This is a genomic window from Dyadobacter sp. CY323, assembly GCF_021390245.1.
GTDB lineage: Bacteria > Bacteroidota > Bacteroidia > Cytophagales > Spirosomataceae > Dyadobacter.
This window is the reverse complement of the sequence record NZ_JAJUXH010000009.1, coordinates 55,896-72,927: the sequence shown is the minus strand read 5'-3', so window position 1 is coordinate 72,927 and position 17,032 is coordinate 55,896. Positions and strand designations below refer to the sequence as shown.

Below are 17,032 nucleotides of genomic sequence, written 5' to 3'. Positions count from 1 at the left end.
TTTTATGTTAGCAAAAATAGGGAAAAACTTTGCCTGTTTGAAAAGGCAAATTTTTATTAAGTTGCCGGCACATCATTTTAAGGAAGGCCGATATATTCATTAACAAGCCATTTTCATGCCTTTAATCAAAGTAGCTTCCGGAGTAGTAAATCAGACGCCGATGGCGTGGGAGGCTAATACCAGAAACATTATTCAAGCCATTGAAGAGGCGAAAAAGCAGCAGGTAAGTTTGCTATGTCTGCCCGAATTGTGTATTTCCGGCTACGGATGCGAAGACTATTTTTTCGCCCCGGATATGGTGGAGCAAGCACAAAAATGCCTGCTCGAAATTGTGCGCGAAACCGATGGCATCATCGTGGCGGTGGGGCTTCCGGTACGGCATAATGCCAGCTTGTATAATGCGGCCTGCCTGATTTCGAATAAGCAGATTGTCGGTTTTTTCTGTAAACAAAATCTCGCCAATAATGGCATTCATTACGAAGCCCGCTGGTTTCGTCCCTGGCAGCCGGGCGTGGTGGAAAGTATTGAGGTGAACCAAATGTTTTATCCGATCGGGGACATCATTTTCGATATTGCGAGCGGCCCGATACTCGGTGGCTCTCATGGGGTTAAAATCGGATTCGAGATTTGTGAGGATGGCTGGGTTTCCAACCGGCCGGCGCGTCGTCACTACGACCGCGGGGTTGACATTATTTTGAATCCCAGCGCCAGCCATTTTGCATTTAACAAGTTCATGACACGTGAAAAGCTGGTTGTAGATGCTTCCAGGGCATTTTCGTGCAGTTACATCTATACCAATTTATTGGGCAATGAAGCCGGGCGGGCGGTTTATGACGGTGACGCCATGATCGCTTCCAACGGGGAGCTGCTTGCGTCGAGTGATCGGTTCAGTTATGAAGATTACCTGATCACGACGGCGGTTATTGATACGGAAACAACCCGTTTGAGTCAGGTTCAAAGCAAAATTGCTGTGCCTCCGAAAGAACGGACATGGCGGATCCCGGCACGTTTTGATTTCCCGGAAGTGGAGCCAGTGTTTCCGCAGGTTCCTGATATCGAACCTTTTGAAAAGGGGGGTGCATTAAAAGAGGAAGAATTTGCGCGGGCGGTATGTCTGGCTTTGTTTGATTATTTGAGAAAAAGCCGGTCTAATGGATTTACCATTTCGCTTTCCGGAGGGGCGGATTCCTGTGCTTGTACTGCATTATGCGGGCTGATGATCCGCCTGGCTGACGAAAGCATTGGAATGGCGCGTTTGAAAGAAAAGCTTTCGTATATCAAGGAAATCCAGTCTGCGGAGACGGAAGAAGATCTCGCAAAAGCATTGATCCACAACATTTATCAGGGCACCGAAAATAGCTCGTCCGATACATTGGAATCGGCCCAGTCGCTGGCGGAATCGATTGGATCTACGTTTTATAATGTGAATATCAATGGGTTGGTTGAAACGTATAAAGGGCTGATTGAAGAGCAGATAGGTCGGAAATTGAGCTGGGAAACGGATGATATAGCTTTACAGAATATCCAGGCGAGAGTACGTGCCCCGGGGGTTTGGTTACTGACTAATATTTCAAATCATTTGCTGCTTGCAACTTCCAATCGCTCGGAAGCTGCGGTAGGCTATGCAACGATGGATGGCGATACCGCTGGGAGCATCAGCCCGCTCGCTGGCATCGATAAGCATTATCTGCGTCAGTGGCTTCGCTGGCTGGAAACGGCCGGTTGCGAGGTGAAAGGCAAACATATCAGGATCGAAGGGTTGAAAAAAGTGAACAGTTTACAGCCTACTGCCGAGCTGCGGCCGCTGGCACAAACTCAGACTGATGAAGCCGATTTAATGCCTTATGAATTTTTAAATGACCTTGAAAATCTGGCGATCCGGGATAAAAAGTCGCCGCTGGAATCTTACAGGAATTTACATGTCCGTTACAAAGCAATTTATGCGCCGGAACAAATATTAGGCTGGACTGAGCGGTTTTTTAAACTGTGGAGCCGGAATCAATGGAAAAGGGAGCGTTATGCACCATCTTTCCATTTGGATGATCATAATCTTGATCCGAGATCGTGGTGCCGTTTTCCAATACTTTCGGGTGGATTTGAGAAAGAATTGAAAGAACTGGCGGATTTTGTGAATAGCGGGAACACGAGGAATAATAGTAAAAGGATCGGGTTTTAATTACAAAAACGTATCCCGGCCTGAAAGCCGACCCAGCTGTATCCTGTTTTTGACTGATCACGTTTGCGACCGAGCCAGAAAGGTTTAATGCCATTGGTTTCGCCATTCCGAATGCGACCTGATTCATTTCCAGTGAGAAGGTTAATGGATGGTCCGGCGAAAAGAGCAAGTTTTCGGCCTAATTTCTTTTCAATACTCGCTGAAAATTTGAATAGACCTGCATTAATCTCGTCGATTTCCTGATCTTTAAAAAGAACCACATTTCCAGTCAGATCTGCATTAACCATCCACCCTTTTCCCAGATTTTGGGCTGTACCAAAGCCATAACCTATTGTCCCAAGCGGCTTTTCTGCGGACATTCCATTAAAGCCCAATGAAAATATATTGTAAAACCGGCTCACTCCCGTTTTGAATGCGGTATTGAAATAATTGAACTCGTCGGTGGAAAATTCGAAGCGGCGATAACCATTTTGGTATACATAACTGAAAAGCCCAAATGGCACCGTTGCGGAAGAATCGGCGTAATTGATAAACCCGATCTGATGGCCGCTGCGAACCGTATTTGCATAGTTATATCCCGCCGAAAGCTGGTAGCCATCCAAATTACCAACAACCACATTACCCACTCCCGCAACCTGAAAACCAGAGAAATTCCGGCCGGTATAGTTGATCAGGTTACTCCCCTGGAATCCCTGAAAATTACCTAATGTGATGTTGAGGACATTCGCGTACTGAAATCCGGTGACGTTGTTTCCAACAATATTACTTACGCCCGCCAGCTGAAAACCATTGACGTTCCCGCGAACGACATTCAGTATCCCGCCAACTTCCAATGTGCTGACTCCCAGTGAATATCCGGCAATCAGGTTAAGTGAGTACGTATTGATCACGTTTCCGCTCAACTCGTGATTGGTCCCGAAAAAAGGAAGGATAGACGCCTGGTAGTGACGATGTAATGTATCTGAAATATTCCGGGTGTGGATGGCTTGTTTGGCGCTGGCAAATGCGCTGATCAGATTATTTTGTACTTTCTGATAGGTTTGTTTTAAACGCGCATAATCCCGCGCCGCTGGCTGTGTATCCGGCAAAGTCTCCTCAGGCATTTCAACATGTGAAACCAGCTGGATTTTCGGCACGACCACTTTCCGGTGCAGTGAATCGGTTATACTTTGTTCTCTCGGGGTTAGTTTGTTGGAAAGAAGCTGCAACGTGTCTGGATTCAGTCTAATGTGCAGGAAAGTATCCTTACGATTTGAGACGGAAATGCTTTTTCCGATGTAATCCTCTTTACGAACTTCCAGCCGCAACGCTCCCGGGACGACCGGCAAACGTATTTTGTAATAGCCAAACTGGTTGCTGACGGTGGATGCCAGGGTAGCAGTTTCGTAAATACTTGCATTTGCGAGCTTTCGGCCGGTTTTGTTGTCGATAATGTAGCCATTCAGATCAAAATTTTCATCCGGCTCCGGGATGTCTGCCTTTTGGAGGATAATGTATTTTCGCTTCGCCCGGAAGGTAACTTTGCCTTTAAAAAGTTCAGTCAGTATTTCGCGAATGCTTTGATTGTCAGCCTGAATGGAAACTTTGGATTTAATATCAATAATATCCGGACTGTATGAAAAACTGAAATTCCCGGCATCTCCGAGCTTTTTCAAAGTTTCATCGAGCGGTTGACTGGAAATTTTAATGGAAATCCGTTTTTCCAAAAGATCCTGTGATTTCACAAAACCGATTGAAATAGCGAAGAAGAGTGCGAGAAGCAGATATTTATTGACAGCCATTTCCGTCGAGCCAATATACTTTTCCTTCCTTTTTTAAATCCAGGTTCAGCGTTTCGGCAATGACCGAAAGTGTCGCATCCAGTGGTTCTTTTTCAAACCGGATGGTCAGTCTGCATTGTGCGATCTGCTCATTGGACAATCGTACATCCACATGATAACCGTCACGGATTGAGTTAATTACCTCTGTTAAATTAGCTGCATTGAAGTCATATATCTGAGTGCGGTATCCCATAATATTGACATCAGCTTTGAGGCTTCGGATCGAGTCCGCCAGAACTTCGGCGCCTTCGCCTTTGGTGAGCTGAACTTTGTGACTGGCTTTGCTTACCTGCACTTTTCCTGTCGACACATCCACCCGCACGGGACTTTCTTTGTAGGCTTTTACATTAAATGACGTTCCCAAAACCTTGATTTCAGTTCCATCTGCATCGATTATAAACGGGTGTTCTGCATCGGGTTTTACATCGAAAAATGCTTCTCCTTTTAAAGAAACAGTCCTCAAATCGCCATTAAACTCTTCGGGATAGGAAATGGACGAGTTATAGTTTAAAAATACCTTCGTGCCGTCGGGAAGAATTTTTTCAACGGTATTGTTTGAAGTGGCAACCAGCAAAGGCTCTGGAAAACGGCCTGAATTGAGGAAATACCAGCTAAATGCGACGAGCAGTAACGTCACCGCAGCGGCAGCCCACATTGGTACCGGCCACGCTTTTTTGCCAAAAGGAATCTGTTTCACCTCTGGCCCAGGCAATGAAATTTTCGCTGAACTCTTGTCCATTTTCGATTTCATCTTACCCCAGGCCATATCTGTATCCACGCGAAAGCTTTTGCCGATCGCACCCGAATGTTCCCAAATCAATTTATAGGCAGCAAATTCCTTTTCATGCAAAGGTGATTCGGCGAGCCATGACAGCACGGTAGCAATCTCTTTTTCTGAGGCATTATCGGCCAGGTAACGGGCTAGCAGCTCCTCCGATATGTTGTCATGAGTGTTCATGGTAACGATCCGATTAGCCGTTCAACAAAAAAGTAAATGGGCCAGATCATGCCGGGAAGGTAATCGGCGAGTTCAATGCGTAAAAGTTTTAATGCTTTACCTATCTGATTCTCAACGGTTTTGATTGAAATTCCAAGCTGATCGGCAATTTCCTGGTACTTTAATTCTTCAAACCGGCTCAATCTGAATGCTTTCTGACATTGTTCCGGCAATGATCTGACAGCTTTTTCAATGCGTTCTTCCAATTCATTTGCATGAATGGTTTCGGTAACCGATTCGTAAGATTCAGAGGTAAAGTGGAGGGTATGTTCACGGTGAACTTCGCGCACAGATGCGTGCTTGAAACGGTTCAGACAATGATTGTGAACTGCCCGGTAGAGATACGATTTGAGGGATAAGGTAATTTCAAGATCCGCCCGTTTTTCCCAGATCGTCAAAAAAACAGTTTGAACGACTTCTTCGGATTCTTCTTCATCTTTTAATAGCGAACATGCATAGTTGCACAAGCGCGGATAATACAAACGGAAAGTTTGCTCGAAGGCTTTTTCATCGCCTCTCCTGATTGCGTGAACAATATCCGGATCCGAAGGTACCAATCTCTCTTTTTGATTTTTGGTCAAAAATAGAAAATCTCCGTTGATTAGTGGTTGCCGGTAAAGAAGTGCGGGTGCTGACACGGATGTTAATTTTGAATAGGACAATCCGGTGCACCTTAACCCCCACGCAGGAAAAATATTTTTTTAGATAGGGGGAAATCTAAGGGCGGTTGTCATGGGAGAAAGTAACAAAATCATTTATTAGCCATGAAACAATTCTTATTTTCAGTTCTGACCGTTTTGGTCATTTTTGCAGGGTTACAAGCTTGTGTTTATGTTGAGTCAGAAGATAACATTCCACCGCGCGGTGAAAGTACGCGGACCTTTGATTTAAAAAACTTTGACAAGCTGGTGATGGGTAGCGCCTATCGGGTCAATGTAAAAGCGGGGCCTGCTTTCGGTGTTTCGGCTACCGGTGAACTGAATGACCTGGATGATCTAAATGTGTTCGTCCAGGACCGCAAGTTGGTTGTCCGTTATGAAAACTCCTGGAAAAACCGGCGCACCATGCAGATTGACATCACCATGCCCGATCTGGAATCGGTCGATTTTTCCGGTGCGGTAATGTCCAAAATCGAAGGTTTCGAAAATTTGCCGGAAGTGGAATTTGAGTTATCCGGCGCGTCGAAATGTGATTTTAATGGATCTGCCCAGGAATTAAAGTTCGATTTGTCGGGAGCGTCACGTCTGAATCTGTTTGGTTCCGGAAAGTATCTGGATGGTGAGGTGTCAGGCGCGTCGCAGCTTCATGCATTTGATATGCCGGTTGAAGAATCGGATCTGGATGTTTCCGGTGCGAGTAAAGCCCGGGTTTCAGTCTCGCGATTGCTGGTAGTAGATGCGAATGGAGCCAGTGAAGTGCGTTATCTGGGAGCACCAGCGGTAGATAAAAAAGTATCCGGGGGAAGTACCGTCAGACAGGAGTAAAGTTACCGGATCATACCATACCTGGCTTTCGCCTGACTTTTAGACATACCGTCGAAATGCCACCACTCGGTCGTATTCGCACGAAATCCTGCCTGAACCATTACTTTTCTCAGCAACTGACGGTTCTCGATTTGTAGGATTGTCAGCTTGCCTTTTTTTAGCATTTCCTGCTCGGACCTCGGATAGGCAAGCGGGCCAAAAAAGTCGAATTTTGTACCCATATCCAATGGTTTTCCATTACCATCAGCAATCGTCAGATCGATCGCGCAACCGAAGTTGTGGTTGGAGCCGATTTTCGGATCGGCTACGTACATGGTTTTATTTTTAGCCGGAATTTTCAGGTTGTCCAATGCATCCCACAATGCATATTGTGCGGAATTGGGCCTTGCTGCGTCATAAACGAGCAACTTGAATTCCGGTTTCAGCTTTTTTAAGTATTCACTGGCTTTCGACAATCTTTTCGCCATTTCGGGTTGCAGATAGGCGCGGTTGAGTTCACCGTATACGTCTTTGCCGATGAAATTATCGGTTGTCGAATATTTTAATTCAACCAGAATGTCAGGATCTGTTTCCTGAACATTCACCAATCCCTGTTTGATCATCCTAGTCTCAATCTCGGGAAGATTCCTGGCGTCTATGCCTTTTTTAGTTTGTGCAATGAGTTGAAAATGGAATAACAATGCGGCAATAGGAAGTGTCAAGAACTTTTTGAACATAAAAAAATGAATATCGATGCAGGCTGCAAAGATATTCATTTGATTATGTTTTGGGATAAAACCCACTTTGCTGAATTTGGTAATTAGTACCGTTTGATGTTGATGCTGGTCAGGCCGCCTTCGAAGTGAATGATGATTTTTTTCGAGGCACTGTCAAAGCCTGGCGAGTGATACACACCGTTACTCACTTTGTCGAGGTCATCGAAATTTTTCGCATTCAATGCGCCGTCCACATGCATTTCACAACCGACAGATTTAGGAATTTCGAGAGTGACAGAAGCAACTCCGGCTTCGATATCTACATTGGAAAGAACCATTTTGTCGCCCATTTTAATATCCATATCGGCGACTCCGGTACTTACTTTCAGCTTTTCAACTTTGTAATTGCTGAAATCGAAATCACCTTTTCCAGCACCGATTCCCAGGTCGATGTTCCATACCGGTTTTTCATTTAACTGAATTTTCGCCTGATTGGAAATCTCCCCTTTTTTGATTTTCACGTTCCCTTCTTCCATTTTCAGGTTTACCGTAGCCGAATTATCCAGCTTGTTGATGGATGTGTTTGACAAAAATCCGACGATGTTGCTTTTGGTACTTGCTTCGAAGAGCTTTTGAGTATTTCCATTTAAGGTAAAGGAACCTGCTCCGCCTTCCAGATGAAAATTGGCTTTTTGTATAAAATCCTCCATATCATACTTGTAGGAGCCATTTATTGCCTTTCCATCATTCCTTCTCCAATGCTGTTTTTCATAATCTTCGTCCTTATTCTCATCATGATCACCGCCATTGTCTTCATTATGGTAATTGTGGAAGCCAAAATTGTGATCGTCGTCATCATCCCAGTCGAAGTTCCAGTCGCCCATTCTGTTGTCGAAGGCGCGGTTCGTGCGGTTTACAATGCCGCCAAAAACAGCAAGTGTGATCAGTAGCGCAACGACGCCTCCGGAGGCTACGCGAGTTGTGGCGCCAGCGAGCAAAAGAACACCTGCGAGGATCAACAGTACCGGCCAGTAGGGAAGAACTTCATCCCACTGCACAAACACCAGACCCAGACTGCGAAGAAGCCAGATGACACCGAAAATGATCAGCAACCCGCCCCAGACAATACCGCGTGAATTTTTCATTGTGTTAAATGTTAGATCTGTTGGAAGTATCAGTATTCAGGAAATTGCGAAGCAGCAACAAACCGCCCGTGGTAATGAGGATAATGGGCCAGAAGAAACGGCCAAAATCGAATGCTGTCAGTTCTTCTATCAGAAAAAGGGATCCGATGATAATGAGGATTACTCCCCAGAAAATGTTTTTGAAGTTCATGGCTATTTTTATTTTAAGTGAGTTCTGAAAAGGAATACCGCACTAGTTTACTTTAATGATCTGATCATCGTCTTCATCCGGTTTCCGGTTTTCAGGATCTTCAGGGAAATGCGTGGCAGTGGTTGGTTGCGATGAAAAAGGTGTGTAAGGCTGTGGGTCTGGTTCCGGCTGTGGCGGTGTCACCGGATCGACTGGCGGCGGAGGTGTTGTAGGGTACACGGTAGTATTGCTTTCGTGATCCTTATCTCTTTGTCTGAGAATCAGAAACGCTCCGATAGCGATGAAAACGATGGGCCAGAAATATTTTTTAAACTCATACCAGATCGGAAGATCGTCGAGCAGCATAATGGCGCCAAAAACGACTAATACTCCCCCGAGTATCATCACGGTTTGATCTGAGCGTTTTTTATCAAAGAAAGGCTCCCCCGAAAATGGCCCGGTTGGTTTTGCGAGCGGATCGGTGGGGGTTGTGTAGATATCACCGGCAGGTCCGGTAGGCAACACTGCCCATAGGATAATGTATAAAATTCCTGTCCATCCGAAGCTTGGGGGGATTGGGAGAAACAACATCACGACAAACAGGACGCGCACAATCACGACGTCTATTTGCAGATATTGAGCTATTCCGGAAGCCACTCCTCCAAAAACTGCCTGGTCGGGTATGCGGTGCAATTTCTTTTCCATGATTCGTTTAACGTTTATTTGTAATCAAAGGTAGTAGGTAATGCAAGATACTGAAAACCGGAAAATTACTATCGGTAAAACGACGTGTTAAGCGGATATTTTTAAGGAAAGTGGAAAATCGGGATCAGAATCGGGGATTATTGCTCTTCTAATGCTTCCAGAATGTCCATCATACTGCCAAAATCCTTGTATCCGGGGCGGATTTCTTCGCTGCCCCGCAATGCGATGCCGACATTTGGCAGGAGTTCGGTTAATGCACTTACTGTGAACTCATTGTCAAGCCCAAATCCGATCAGTACCGGATATTCGGCCACGAGATTGCCGAGCACACGTATCCAGGATTCGGACAAATCTGCATTTGAGTCGCTTTCCAGCAAAAAGTACGTAACATCGGATTCGTACCTGCTCAGGATCGAGCTTAATTCTTCAGCCTCGTACAAATCGACACTTATTCTAAGAATTAATGGAAGGTTGAGTTCGCTGCGGAGATAATTCAGGAGCCCGGGTTGCTCCACCTGTATCGCATGGACCGGATAGTTGGTCAACGTTTCTAAAATGGTCTCAGGATTTGTCTGGTTCGTTTCGGCCACAAGAGTCACACCGGCAAGCCAGGAGCATATATCTTCGAATTTCTTGGGAGAAATGTAATTCGGTGAATCTTCGTCAATGGAAAAACCAAGCATTTCTACACCCATGCCAGCACAATAGCGCGCATCTGACAGATTGGTAACATTGCTGATTTTAACTGTTTTAGTAAGCATTTTGGGAGTTTATGATTTAAGAGTGGGATGCCGAAATTCAAAAAGCAATTTTCCCGGCGTGCAATTGTTCTATCGGAAAAATAAGGTCCCAGTTCTGTCCCCAAACAAGATTGCCGTTCTCTATCTTGAATTTTTGAAAATGATCGAGGTTGCGATACTTATTATACTGCGGATGAGGATTTCCTTCTAAAAAATCCTTGAAATCGATAGTCTGCTGCGAGTTATCCGAGAAACGCACCATCACCTTGTAATCCGATAAATATATCGCGTCCATTACGCTAATGACCAGATTCATAGTCGTTTTGTAATTTTAACACTTTCACTTTCTTCTTGAGAACAAAGAAATCTGTCCAGCGATTCACAATATCTTATGCAAAATGTGAAATGACTTTATCAGCTTCTTTTAACTGCTGGCTTGCAAGTGGTTCTCTTTCAGCTACTTCCGGATCCGGATCTCTGCAATTCTCCGTTCTCGAAACAAATTTCAAATACACTTTCGCATTCCGCGTATGAAACATGTATGTGAATCGGCAAATGTTCATTGGAATAAAAATAAAATATCATTCCAAAATATTCGGGAATTTTTAGCATCCAGGTAATACAGTGTGATTTGCCAAAACTAACAAAAAGAAATATAAAAGGGACAAGATAACCAGTGCTATCAGAAGCTCTGATTATCTTGTCCCAATTCAATAACTGTCTTTATTAGCTTTTACTTCGCCGAAAACCGATATTTCGTGGTTGTCGAATACGTTTCTCCGGGTTTTAGTTGCGTAGTGGGGAACTGCGGCTGGTTGGGTGAATCGGGGTAGTGTTCCGTTTCCATGCACAAACCGAAGCGTTTTGAAAATGTAGCTCCTTTGCCTTTCAAACTTCCGTCGAGAAAGTTACCCGTGTAAAACTGAACGGCTGGCTCAGTCGTAAATACTTCCATAAACCGCCCGCTTTCAGGATCTTTAACTGTCGCGAATAACATTAATCCCGGTTCTGTTCTTTTAATGACCCAGCAATGGTCGTAGCCACCGCCGTTTTTAATCTGCTCATCTTCCGTTTTGTTGATACCCGCCGACACTTTTGTCGGTTTTCTGAAATCAAATGGCGTTCCTTCGACGGCACGCAATTTCCCGGTCGGGATCAAGGTGGTATCAACAGGCACTATACTATCTGAAACAATCGAAACTTCATGATCCAGAATGTCTCTTTTCAGACCGGTCAGATTGAAATAAGAATGGTTGGTCAGGTTAATTACTGTGGTTTTATCAGTTGAAGCCGTATAGTTGATTGTCAATGCGTTATCATTATCCAGCGTGTAAGTAATTTTCACACTCAGGTTTCCCGGATAGCCTTCTTCCATGTCTTTGCTGGTATATTCCAGTTCCAGGCCCACTACCGAATCCTTATTGATCTCAGTAGCTTTCCAGATCACCTTATCGAAGCCTTTTTTACCCCCGTGCAATGCATTTGGGCCGTTATTTATCGCCAATGTATAGTCTTTACCTTCCAGCGTAAATTTCCCTTTTGCAATCCGGTTACCATACCTTCCCACTAAAGCTCCGAAAAACGGATGGCCGCCGAGGTAGGGGGGAAGCGAATCAAAACCTAATACTACATCGGCAAACTCACCGTTTTTATCGGGAGCGGTCAACTTGGTAATAATTCCACCGTAGTTGGTGATATTTACCGTCATACCATTCCCATTGGTCAATGTATAAAGGTCTGCTTTCTGTCCGTCGGGAAGTTCTCCGAAGGATTCTTTTGAAATGGTACTTGTCATTTTTTCGTCATTCGATTTTTGAGAGCATCCAAAAAGGCCGAAACCGATCAGCGCAGTGAGTAAAAAAGGAAGTTTTTTCATAATGAAAGTTTAAAGTTTGCAGCTGCATTACTAAAAGTCATCCAACAATCCGGATTTCCTCAGTTCCGTCGGTTATTTTCACTTTATAGCAGGGTAGATCGATCTGATATTGGTCGAGATACGCCTTTTTCATTTCGATTTCAAACGAGGGAACGGCTTCTTTTTTAACCAGATTAATTGTGCAGCCACCAAATCCACCACCCATCATTCTTGACCCTAAAACGGCTTCATTGCGAATGGTTTGTTGCACGAGAAAGTCCAGTTCGGGGCAGCTTACTTCATATTCATGCTGCAAACCCTGGTGCGTTTCATACATTTTGTTACCAAACGCAGGTAAATCACCATCGATGAGCAAATTACAGGCATCCTGAACGCGACGAATTTCTTCGGTAATGAATTTGCAGCGGCGATATACCACATCCCCAAGTTCTTCCCGATGCAATTCCACAAATTCGGGATTAGTGTCGCGGAGGCTGAGAATAGAAGAATCGTATTTCTGTAAAATCTGGGTTCCTTTTTCGCATTCCAGCCGACGCGTGTTGTACTCCGAACTGGCGAGGGAATGTTTCACCATCGTGTCACACAAAACGATCAAATAATCATCCATCGGGAACGGAAAATATTCGTATTCCAATGAGCGGCAGTCAAGACGGATAACCGATTCATTTTTGCCAAATGCAGATGCAAATTGGTCCATAATGCCGCATTGAACACCTACGTATTCGTTCTCCGCTTTTTGGGCCATCTTAACAATGGTCAGACGATCCAGCTTCAACTCGAAAAGCTCATTCAACGCAAAAAGTAAACAGCATTCCAATGCCGCTGAGGAAGACAAACCGGCACCAACTGGCACATTTCCCCCGAAAGCAGCCTGAAAACCACCTATTTTCAATCCCTTTTTATGAATTTGTTCAACGATACCAATCTGGTAATGCGGCCAGGATTGCTCTGGTTTGGACAGGTCGGAGAGTGAAAATGAGTACGTTTCATCCAGATCAGATGCGTATAATATAACCCGATCGTCTGCACGCGGCGAGATTACAAAATAGACCGCTTTATCCACACTGGCTGGCAATACAAACCCATTATTGTAATCCGTATGTTCGCCGATCAAGTTAATGCGGCCCGGGGACCTGAAAACCCGTATTTCTTCCGGATTTTCGCTGCCGAATTTTAAAAGATATTTTTCTTTTACGGCTTCCGCCAATTCCGTTTCCGTGATCACTTGTTGCAATTTGGTCATGATTAATATCCTTTACGGAGGTTCACTTCATTTGCAATATTTCCCCCATTATCGAGTGCAAACACATTATTCAGGAATAAATCGACTTTACCGACATGTTCATTCCGATGTCCGCCGCCCGTATGTTGTGTTAAAATCACATTGTCCATTTTCCAGAGTGGGCTGGTTGCCGGCAGTGGCTCCACCTCGGTCACATCCAGTACGGCACCTTCTATTTTTTTCGCATTTAATGCCTCGATCAATGCATTTTCATCCGTAGTACTGCCTCGTCCCACACTTGCGTAAACACTTTCCGGTTTCATTTTTGAGAAAAACTCCGCATCGGCAAAATGCGTGGCAGTTCCAGGCAATGTGTTGATAATCAGATCAGCAGAAGGTAGTTCGTGCAGTAACTCTTCACGACTGTGCAGGTCGGCATCCGGGGAAGTTCTTGCCATGAGATGAATGGTGCAGCCAAATCCTTTCAGAATGGAATGTACTGCCATGCCGATAGTCCCTGCGCCGAGTACGATTACATTTTGTCTATAAATGATCCGGAGGTCCGCCCGCAATTTCGACCCGATCCATTCCGATTTCTGTTTCAGCAACGTCAGCGTATCCAGGCCTCTGTACAATGCCAGAACACCTCCAACGATCGATTCGGCGCAGGGGCGCGCAAACCAGTCACCCATGTTGGCTACTTTGGCACCGTCGGGAAGTGATACCGAAGAAAACTGATCAAATCCGGCTGAATCCAGCTGCCAGAAGTTGAGATCCGCAGGTTGGTTTTCAAACCATTCCACGGGCGGGTTTCCCAAAATATAGTTTGCATCCCGGAAGAACGATTTATTCGTTTGCTCGTCCGTGCTTTCCGTTCTAAAATGAATGGTATGCGAGGCTGATAATCCTTCGCTAAGCTTATTTTGCAGCGTTTCGTCCAGCAGTGAATGACAGTAAATGATCATTTGGTCTTTTTGTTTAATGCAGCTAAAATTTTCGTTCCCCTCGACCTGAATGCAGCCGTCTCATAGTCTATATTTTCTACTATTATATAACAAAGCTCATTCTTTATTTCCGGATAAATCAGCGAAAGCCTGTAAAGTATCGTGAGCGAAAATGCGCGTATCGCAATGGCGGTCTGCCTGTTCTGAATAAATCCAAAACAGGCATCCATTACTTCTCCGTGGAATTGTTCCGGTATCTCAATTTCTTCAAGGATTCTCGCACTATTCCGTATCACTGCATCATGCACATCGTTTCTCTTCAACTGGTCGACTAGTATACCCACATAGGGCTGCATCAGATCAATTTTTTTTCTGGCAGCGATGCTAAGGCTGTATGCGGCGCGTTGGGCCAGTTTGTGATCTTCAGACAGATAGCAATGTATGAGTTCTTTAAAGGCATTTTCAGATGAGCAAGCATACTCGGCTACGCGTGTGGCGAGGCTTTTGGATTGCATTTGATCCGCCAATAAAACTTCCGGAATGATCATTTGTTATCGCCGACCATGTCTTCCGGTTTCACCCATGCATCAAACTCATCCGGCGTAAGGTATCCCAGTGCCACTGCCGTTTCCTTCAATGTCGATCCATTTTTATGAGCCGTCTGCGCGATTTCCGCGGCCTTATAATATCCGATTTTGGTATTCAGCGCAGTAACCAGCATCAGAGAGTTGTTCACATGTTTTTTGATATTCTCATGAAGTGGCTCAATGCCCACTGCACAATTATCATTGAATGAAACACATACATCGCCGATCAGACGGGCCGAATGCAGGAAGTTATAAGCCATTAAAGGTTTAAATACATTCAACTCGAAATGTCCATTTGAGCCGCCGATACCGATTGCTACATCGTTACCCATTACCTGGGCTGCCACCATTGTCATCGCCTCGCATTGGGTAGGATTCACTTTTCCCGGCATAATGGAGCTACCCGGCTCATTATCAGGAATATGTATTTCGCCAATACCCGATCTCGGGCCCGAAGACAACATCCGGATATCATTACCGATTTTCATCAGACTTACTGCGACTGTTTTCAATGCGCCGTGAGCTTCCACAATGGCATCATGTGCGGCCAATGCCTCGAACTTGTTTTCGGCAGTAATGAAAGGAAGTCCGGTCAATGCAGCAATATGTCTGGCTACGTTCTCAGAATAACCTTCCGGCGTATTAATACCCGTTCCAACCGCTGTTCCGCCCAATGCGAGTTCCGAAAGGTGGGCAAGTGTGTTGTAAATGGCGCGGAGACCATGATCAAGCTGGGAAGCATATCCCGAAAACTCCTGCCCAAGTGTAAGTGGCGTAGCATCCATAAAGTGAGTACGGCCGATCTTCACTACATCTCTGAATGCTTCTGACTTTGCTTTTAATGTATCTCTCAGCTTGGTAATGCCGGGAATTGTTACGTCTACCAAAATTTTGTAGGCTGCAATGTGCATTGCCGTCGGGTAGGTGTCATTGGACGACTGGGACTTGTTTACATCGTCATTTGGATGAAGGAATTTGGTTTTGTCGGCCAGTTCGCCACCTTGCAGCACATGTCCGCGGTAGGCGATCACTTCATTGCAGTTCATATTAGACTGGGTTCCCGAGCCTGTTTGCCACACGACCAACGGAAACTGATCACTAAGTTGATCGGTAAGGATTTCATCGCAAACTTGTCCGATCAGGTCACTTTTTTCTTTGGGCAAAATACCCGCTTCGAAATTGGTAATGGCCGCGGCTTTCTTCAAGTAAGCAAATGCCTTGATGATTTCCTTGGGCATCCTATTGATATCCTGTGCAATCGGGAAATTTTGGATTGAACGTTGCGTTTGAGCGCCCCAATATACATGAGCAGGTACCTGCACTTCGCCCATTGTATCTTTTTCTATGCGATATTCCATTTTATGTAGTAAGAGAATGAAAAATTGTAAATGTGGATGAGGTGGTAAAGTTAGGGTCGGGTTTGCAGTTTTTGTTGATTTTTTGGGATAAATGTTCAGCAGGATAAAAAGAATGTTTAGATTTCAAACCGCAGGTTCAAATCACTAAAAGAATGATTCCTAAAATCACTATTTGCCCCGATTACAATGCGATGAGTTCGATGGCGGCGGATCGCGTAATGGCGCTTTTAGCAAAAAAGCCGGATGCCGTCATTTGTTTACCTTCCGGCAGTACGCCGCTGGGCATGTTTCAGACCTTGGTTGCTGCAAATCAGAAAGGAACGACCGATTTCTCGAAATGCGTTTTTATTGGTTTGGATGAATGGATCGGACTGAATGCAGATGATGATGGAAGTTGCCGAAATTTGTTAGATCGCGACTTCCTGAAACCAATCGGAATGCGTGAAAATCAGATCGTGTATTTCGACGGGAAAGCGATTGATCCAGCCGCTGAATGCGACCGGGTTAATAAAATTCTCGACAGTCTGGGAGGTCTCGACCTGATCGTACTCGGTATGGGAATGAACGGTCACCTTGCATTAAATGAGCCGGGTACGGCCTGGAATCTGTACGCACATGTCTCTGATCTCGATCCGGTTACGGTGGAAGTCGGGCAAAAATATTTTAAAAAAGCGACGGTTTTAACAAAAGGCATTACCATCGGAATAAGAAATATTTTAGAAGCAAAAACGGCTATTTTACTGGCTTCCGGCAAATCGAAAGCCGAAGTAGTGCGCCGCGCCCTGGCTTTTCCGGTCACTACCGATTTCCCGGCTACGGCTTTGCAAAACCATTTGAATGCAGAGATTATTTTGGATGAAGAGGCGGCCGACGGCGTTGCCGGGAACGGATAAATGACACTCTCGCCTTTACCCGAATTCTTCACAGGAAAGAGATATACAGCTATTTTCCCTAAAATAACGGCTTCGAAAAATCACTTTTGAAGCCGTTATTTTTGGCTAAATCAGATATTTTATCGTTTCAAAAACTGAATTTTTTATTCAAATCACTTAAATCGGCCTACCCAGCCGCATCGATTCTTTTTCTCTACTAACTTCGTCGAGTTCTTTGGAAC

At 44.9% G+C, this 17,032-nt stretch carries 18 protein-coding genes; 3 read left to right on the top strand and 15 right to left on the bottom strand.

Features of this window, described 5'->3' with window-relative positions; all coding sequences use genetic code 11:
• The first annotated feature begins 115 nt into the window (after positions 1-115).
• Positions 116-2,176, top strand: a complete 2,061-nt coding sequence (gene nadE / locus LZG72_RS14665) for an NAD(+) synthase (protein WP_233873599.1) — start codon at positions 116-118, stop codon at positions 2,174-2,176.
• Here nadE and LZG72_RS14660 read toward each other — a convergent pair.
• The 3 genes from LZG72_RS14660 to LZG72_RS14650 are packed head-to-tail and all read right to left on the bottom strand — an operon-like array spanning position 2,173 to position 5,574.
• Positions 2,173-3,957, bottom strand: coding sequence for an STN and carboxypeptidase regulatory-like domain-containing protein (locus LZG72_RS14660; RefSeq protein ID WP_233873596.1), 1,785 nt, complete (start codon positions 3,955-3,957; stop codon positions 2,173-2,175). The two genes, nadE and LZG72_RS14660, sit on opposite strands and share 4 nt — an antisense overlap.
• Positions 3,944-4,954, bottom strand: a complete 1,011-nt coding sequence (locus tag LZG72_RS14655; protein ID WP_233873593.1) for a FecR family protein — start codon at positions 4,952-4,954, stop codon at positions 3,944-3,946. Before LZG72_RS14655 ends, LZG72_RS14660 begins: the two co-directional genes overlap by 14 nt.
• Positions 4,951-5,574, bottom strand: a complete 624-nt coding sequence (locus tag LZG72_RS14650) for an RNA polymerase sigma-70 factor (RefSeq protein ID WP_233874035.1) — start codon at positions 5,572-5,574, stop codon at positions 4,951-4,953. The genes LZG72_RS14655 and LZG72_RS14650 overlap by 4 nt, the downstream gene beginning before the upstream one ends.
• 183 nt (positions 5,575-5,757) lie before the next feature.
• On the opposite strand from LZG72_RS14650, the gene LZG72_RS14645 reads away from it, so the two are divergent.
• On the top strand, positions 5,758-6,477 hold the full coding sequence (locus LZG72_RS14645; protein ID WP_233873590.1) for a head GIN domain-containing protein: 720 nt from the start codon (positions 5,758-5,760) through the stop codon (positions 6,475-6,477).
• A 2-nt stretch (positions 6,478-6,479) separates the two neighbouring features.
• On the opposite strand, the gene LZG72_RS14640 is transcribed toward LZG72_RS14645, so the two are convergent.
• From LZG72_RS14640 to fumC, 12 genes are all read right to left on the bottom strand, one after another.
• On the bottom strand, positions 6,480-7,232 hold the full coding sequence (locus LZG72_RS14640) for a M15 family metallopeptidase (protein WP_233873587.1): 753 nt from the start codon (positions 7,230-7,232) through the stop codon (positions 6,480-6,482).
• Positions 7,233-7,276: 44 nt separating this feature from the next.
• A complete protein-coding gene (locus LZG72_RS14635; protein WP_233873585.1) occupies positions 7,277-8,317 on the bottom strand; it encodes a LiaF transmembrane domain-containing protein in 1,041 nt (346 codons plus the stop codon).
• Positions 8,318-8,321: 4 nt separating this feature from the next.
• Entirely contained in the window at positions 8,322-8,507 is a 186-nt protein-coding gene (locus LZG72_RS14630; RefSeq protein ID WP_233873582.1) for a LiaI-LiaF-like domain-containing protein, read from the bottom strand.
• Positions 8,508-8,549: 42 nt separating this feature from the next.
• Complete coding sequence (locus LZG72_RS14625; protein ID WP_233873579.1) at positions 8,550-9,191, bottom strand: PspC domain-containing protein; 642 nt, start codon at positions 9,189-9,191, stop codon at positions 8,550-8,552.
• A 137-nt stretch (positions 9,192-9,328) separates the two neighbouring features.
• Positions 9,329-9,952: a hypothetical protein gene (locus LZG72_RS14620; RefSeq protein WP_233873576.1), complete on the bottom strand. Its 624-nt coding sequence runs from the start codon at positions 9,950-9,952 to the stop codon at positions 9,329-9,331.
• Between the two features lie 37 nt (positions 9,953-9,989).
• Entirely contained in the window at positions 9,990-10,247 is a 258-nt protein-coding gene (locus LZG72_RS14615; RefSeq protein WP_233873573.1) for a DUF2442 domain-containing protein, read from the bottom strand.
• Between the two features lie 137 nt (positions 10,248-10,384).
• Entirely contained in the window at positions 10,385-10,516 is a 132-nt protein-coding gene (locus LZG72_RS29465) for a DUF4160 domain-containing protein (RefSeq protein ID WP_409017704.1), read from the bottom strand.
• A gap of 148 nt (positions 10,517-10,664) precedes the next feature.
• The gene (locus LZG72_RS14605; RefSeq protein WP_233873567.1) at positions 10,665-11,807 is read right to left on the bottom strand and encodes an aldose epimerase family protein; all 1,143 of its coding nucleotides are present in this window, start codon (positions 11,805-11,807) and stop codon (positions 10,665-10,667) included.
• A gap of 37 nt (positions 11,808-11,844) precedes the next feature.
• Positions 11,845-13,050: a galactokinase gene (gene galK, locus LZG72_RS14600; RefSeq protein ID WP_233873564.1), complete on the bottom strand. Its 1,206-nt coding sequence runs from the start codon at positions 13,048-13,050 to the stop codon at positions 11,845-11,847.
• 2 nt (positions 13,051-13,052) lie between these two features.
• Positions 13,053-13,994, bottom strand: a complete 942-nt coding sequence (locus LZG72_RS14595) for a D-2-hydroxyacid dehydrogenase (protein WP_233873561.1) — start codon at positions 13,992-13,994, stop codon at positions 13,053-13,055.
• Complete coding sequence (locus LZG72_RS14590; RefSeq protein WP_233873558.1) at positions 13,991-14,488, bottom strand: hypothetical protein; 498 nt, start codon at positions 14,486-14,488, stop codon at positions 13,991-13,993. Before LZG72_RS14590 ends, LZG72_RS14595 begins: the two co-directional genes overlap by 4 nt.
• 29 nt (positions 14,489-14,517) lie before the next feature.
• Positions 14,518-15,918: a class II fumarate hydratase gene (gene fumC / locus LZG72_RS14585; RefSeq protein WP_233873555.1), complete on the bottom strand. Its 1,401-nt coding sequence runs from the start codon at positions 15,916-15,918 to the stop codon at positions 14,518-14,520.
• Between the two features lie 152 nt (positions 15,919-16,070).
• Here fumC and LZG72_RS14580 point away from each other — a divergent pair, with 152 nt between their 5' ends.
• The gene (locus tag LZG72_RS14580; RefSeq protein WP_233873552.1) at positions 16,071-16,811 is read left to right on the top strand and encodes a 6-phosphogluconolactonase; all 741 of its coding nucleotides are present in this window, start codon (positions 16,071-16,073) and stop codon (positions 16,809-16,811) included.
• The last annotated feature ends 221 nt before the right edge of the window (positions 16,812-17,032 follow it).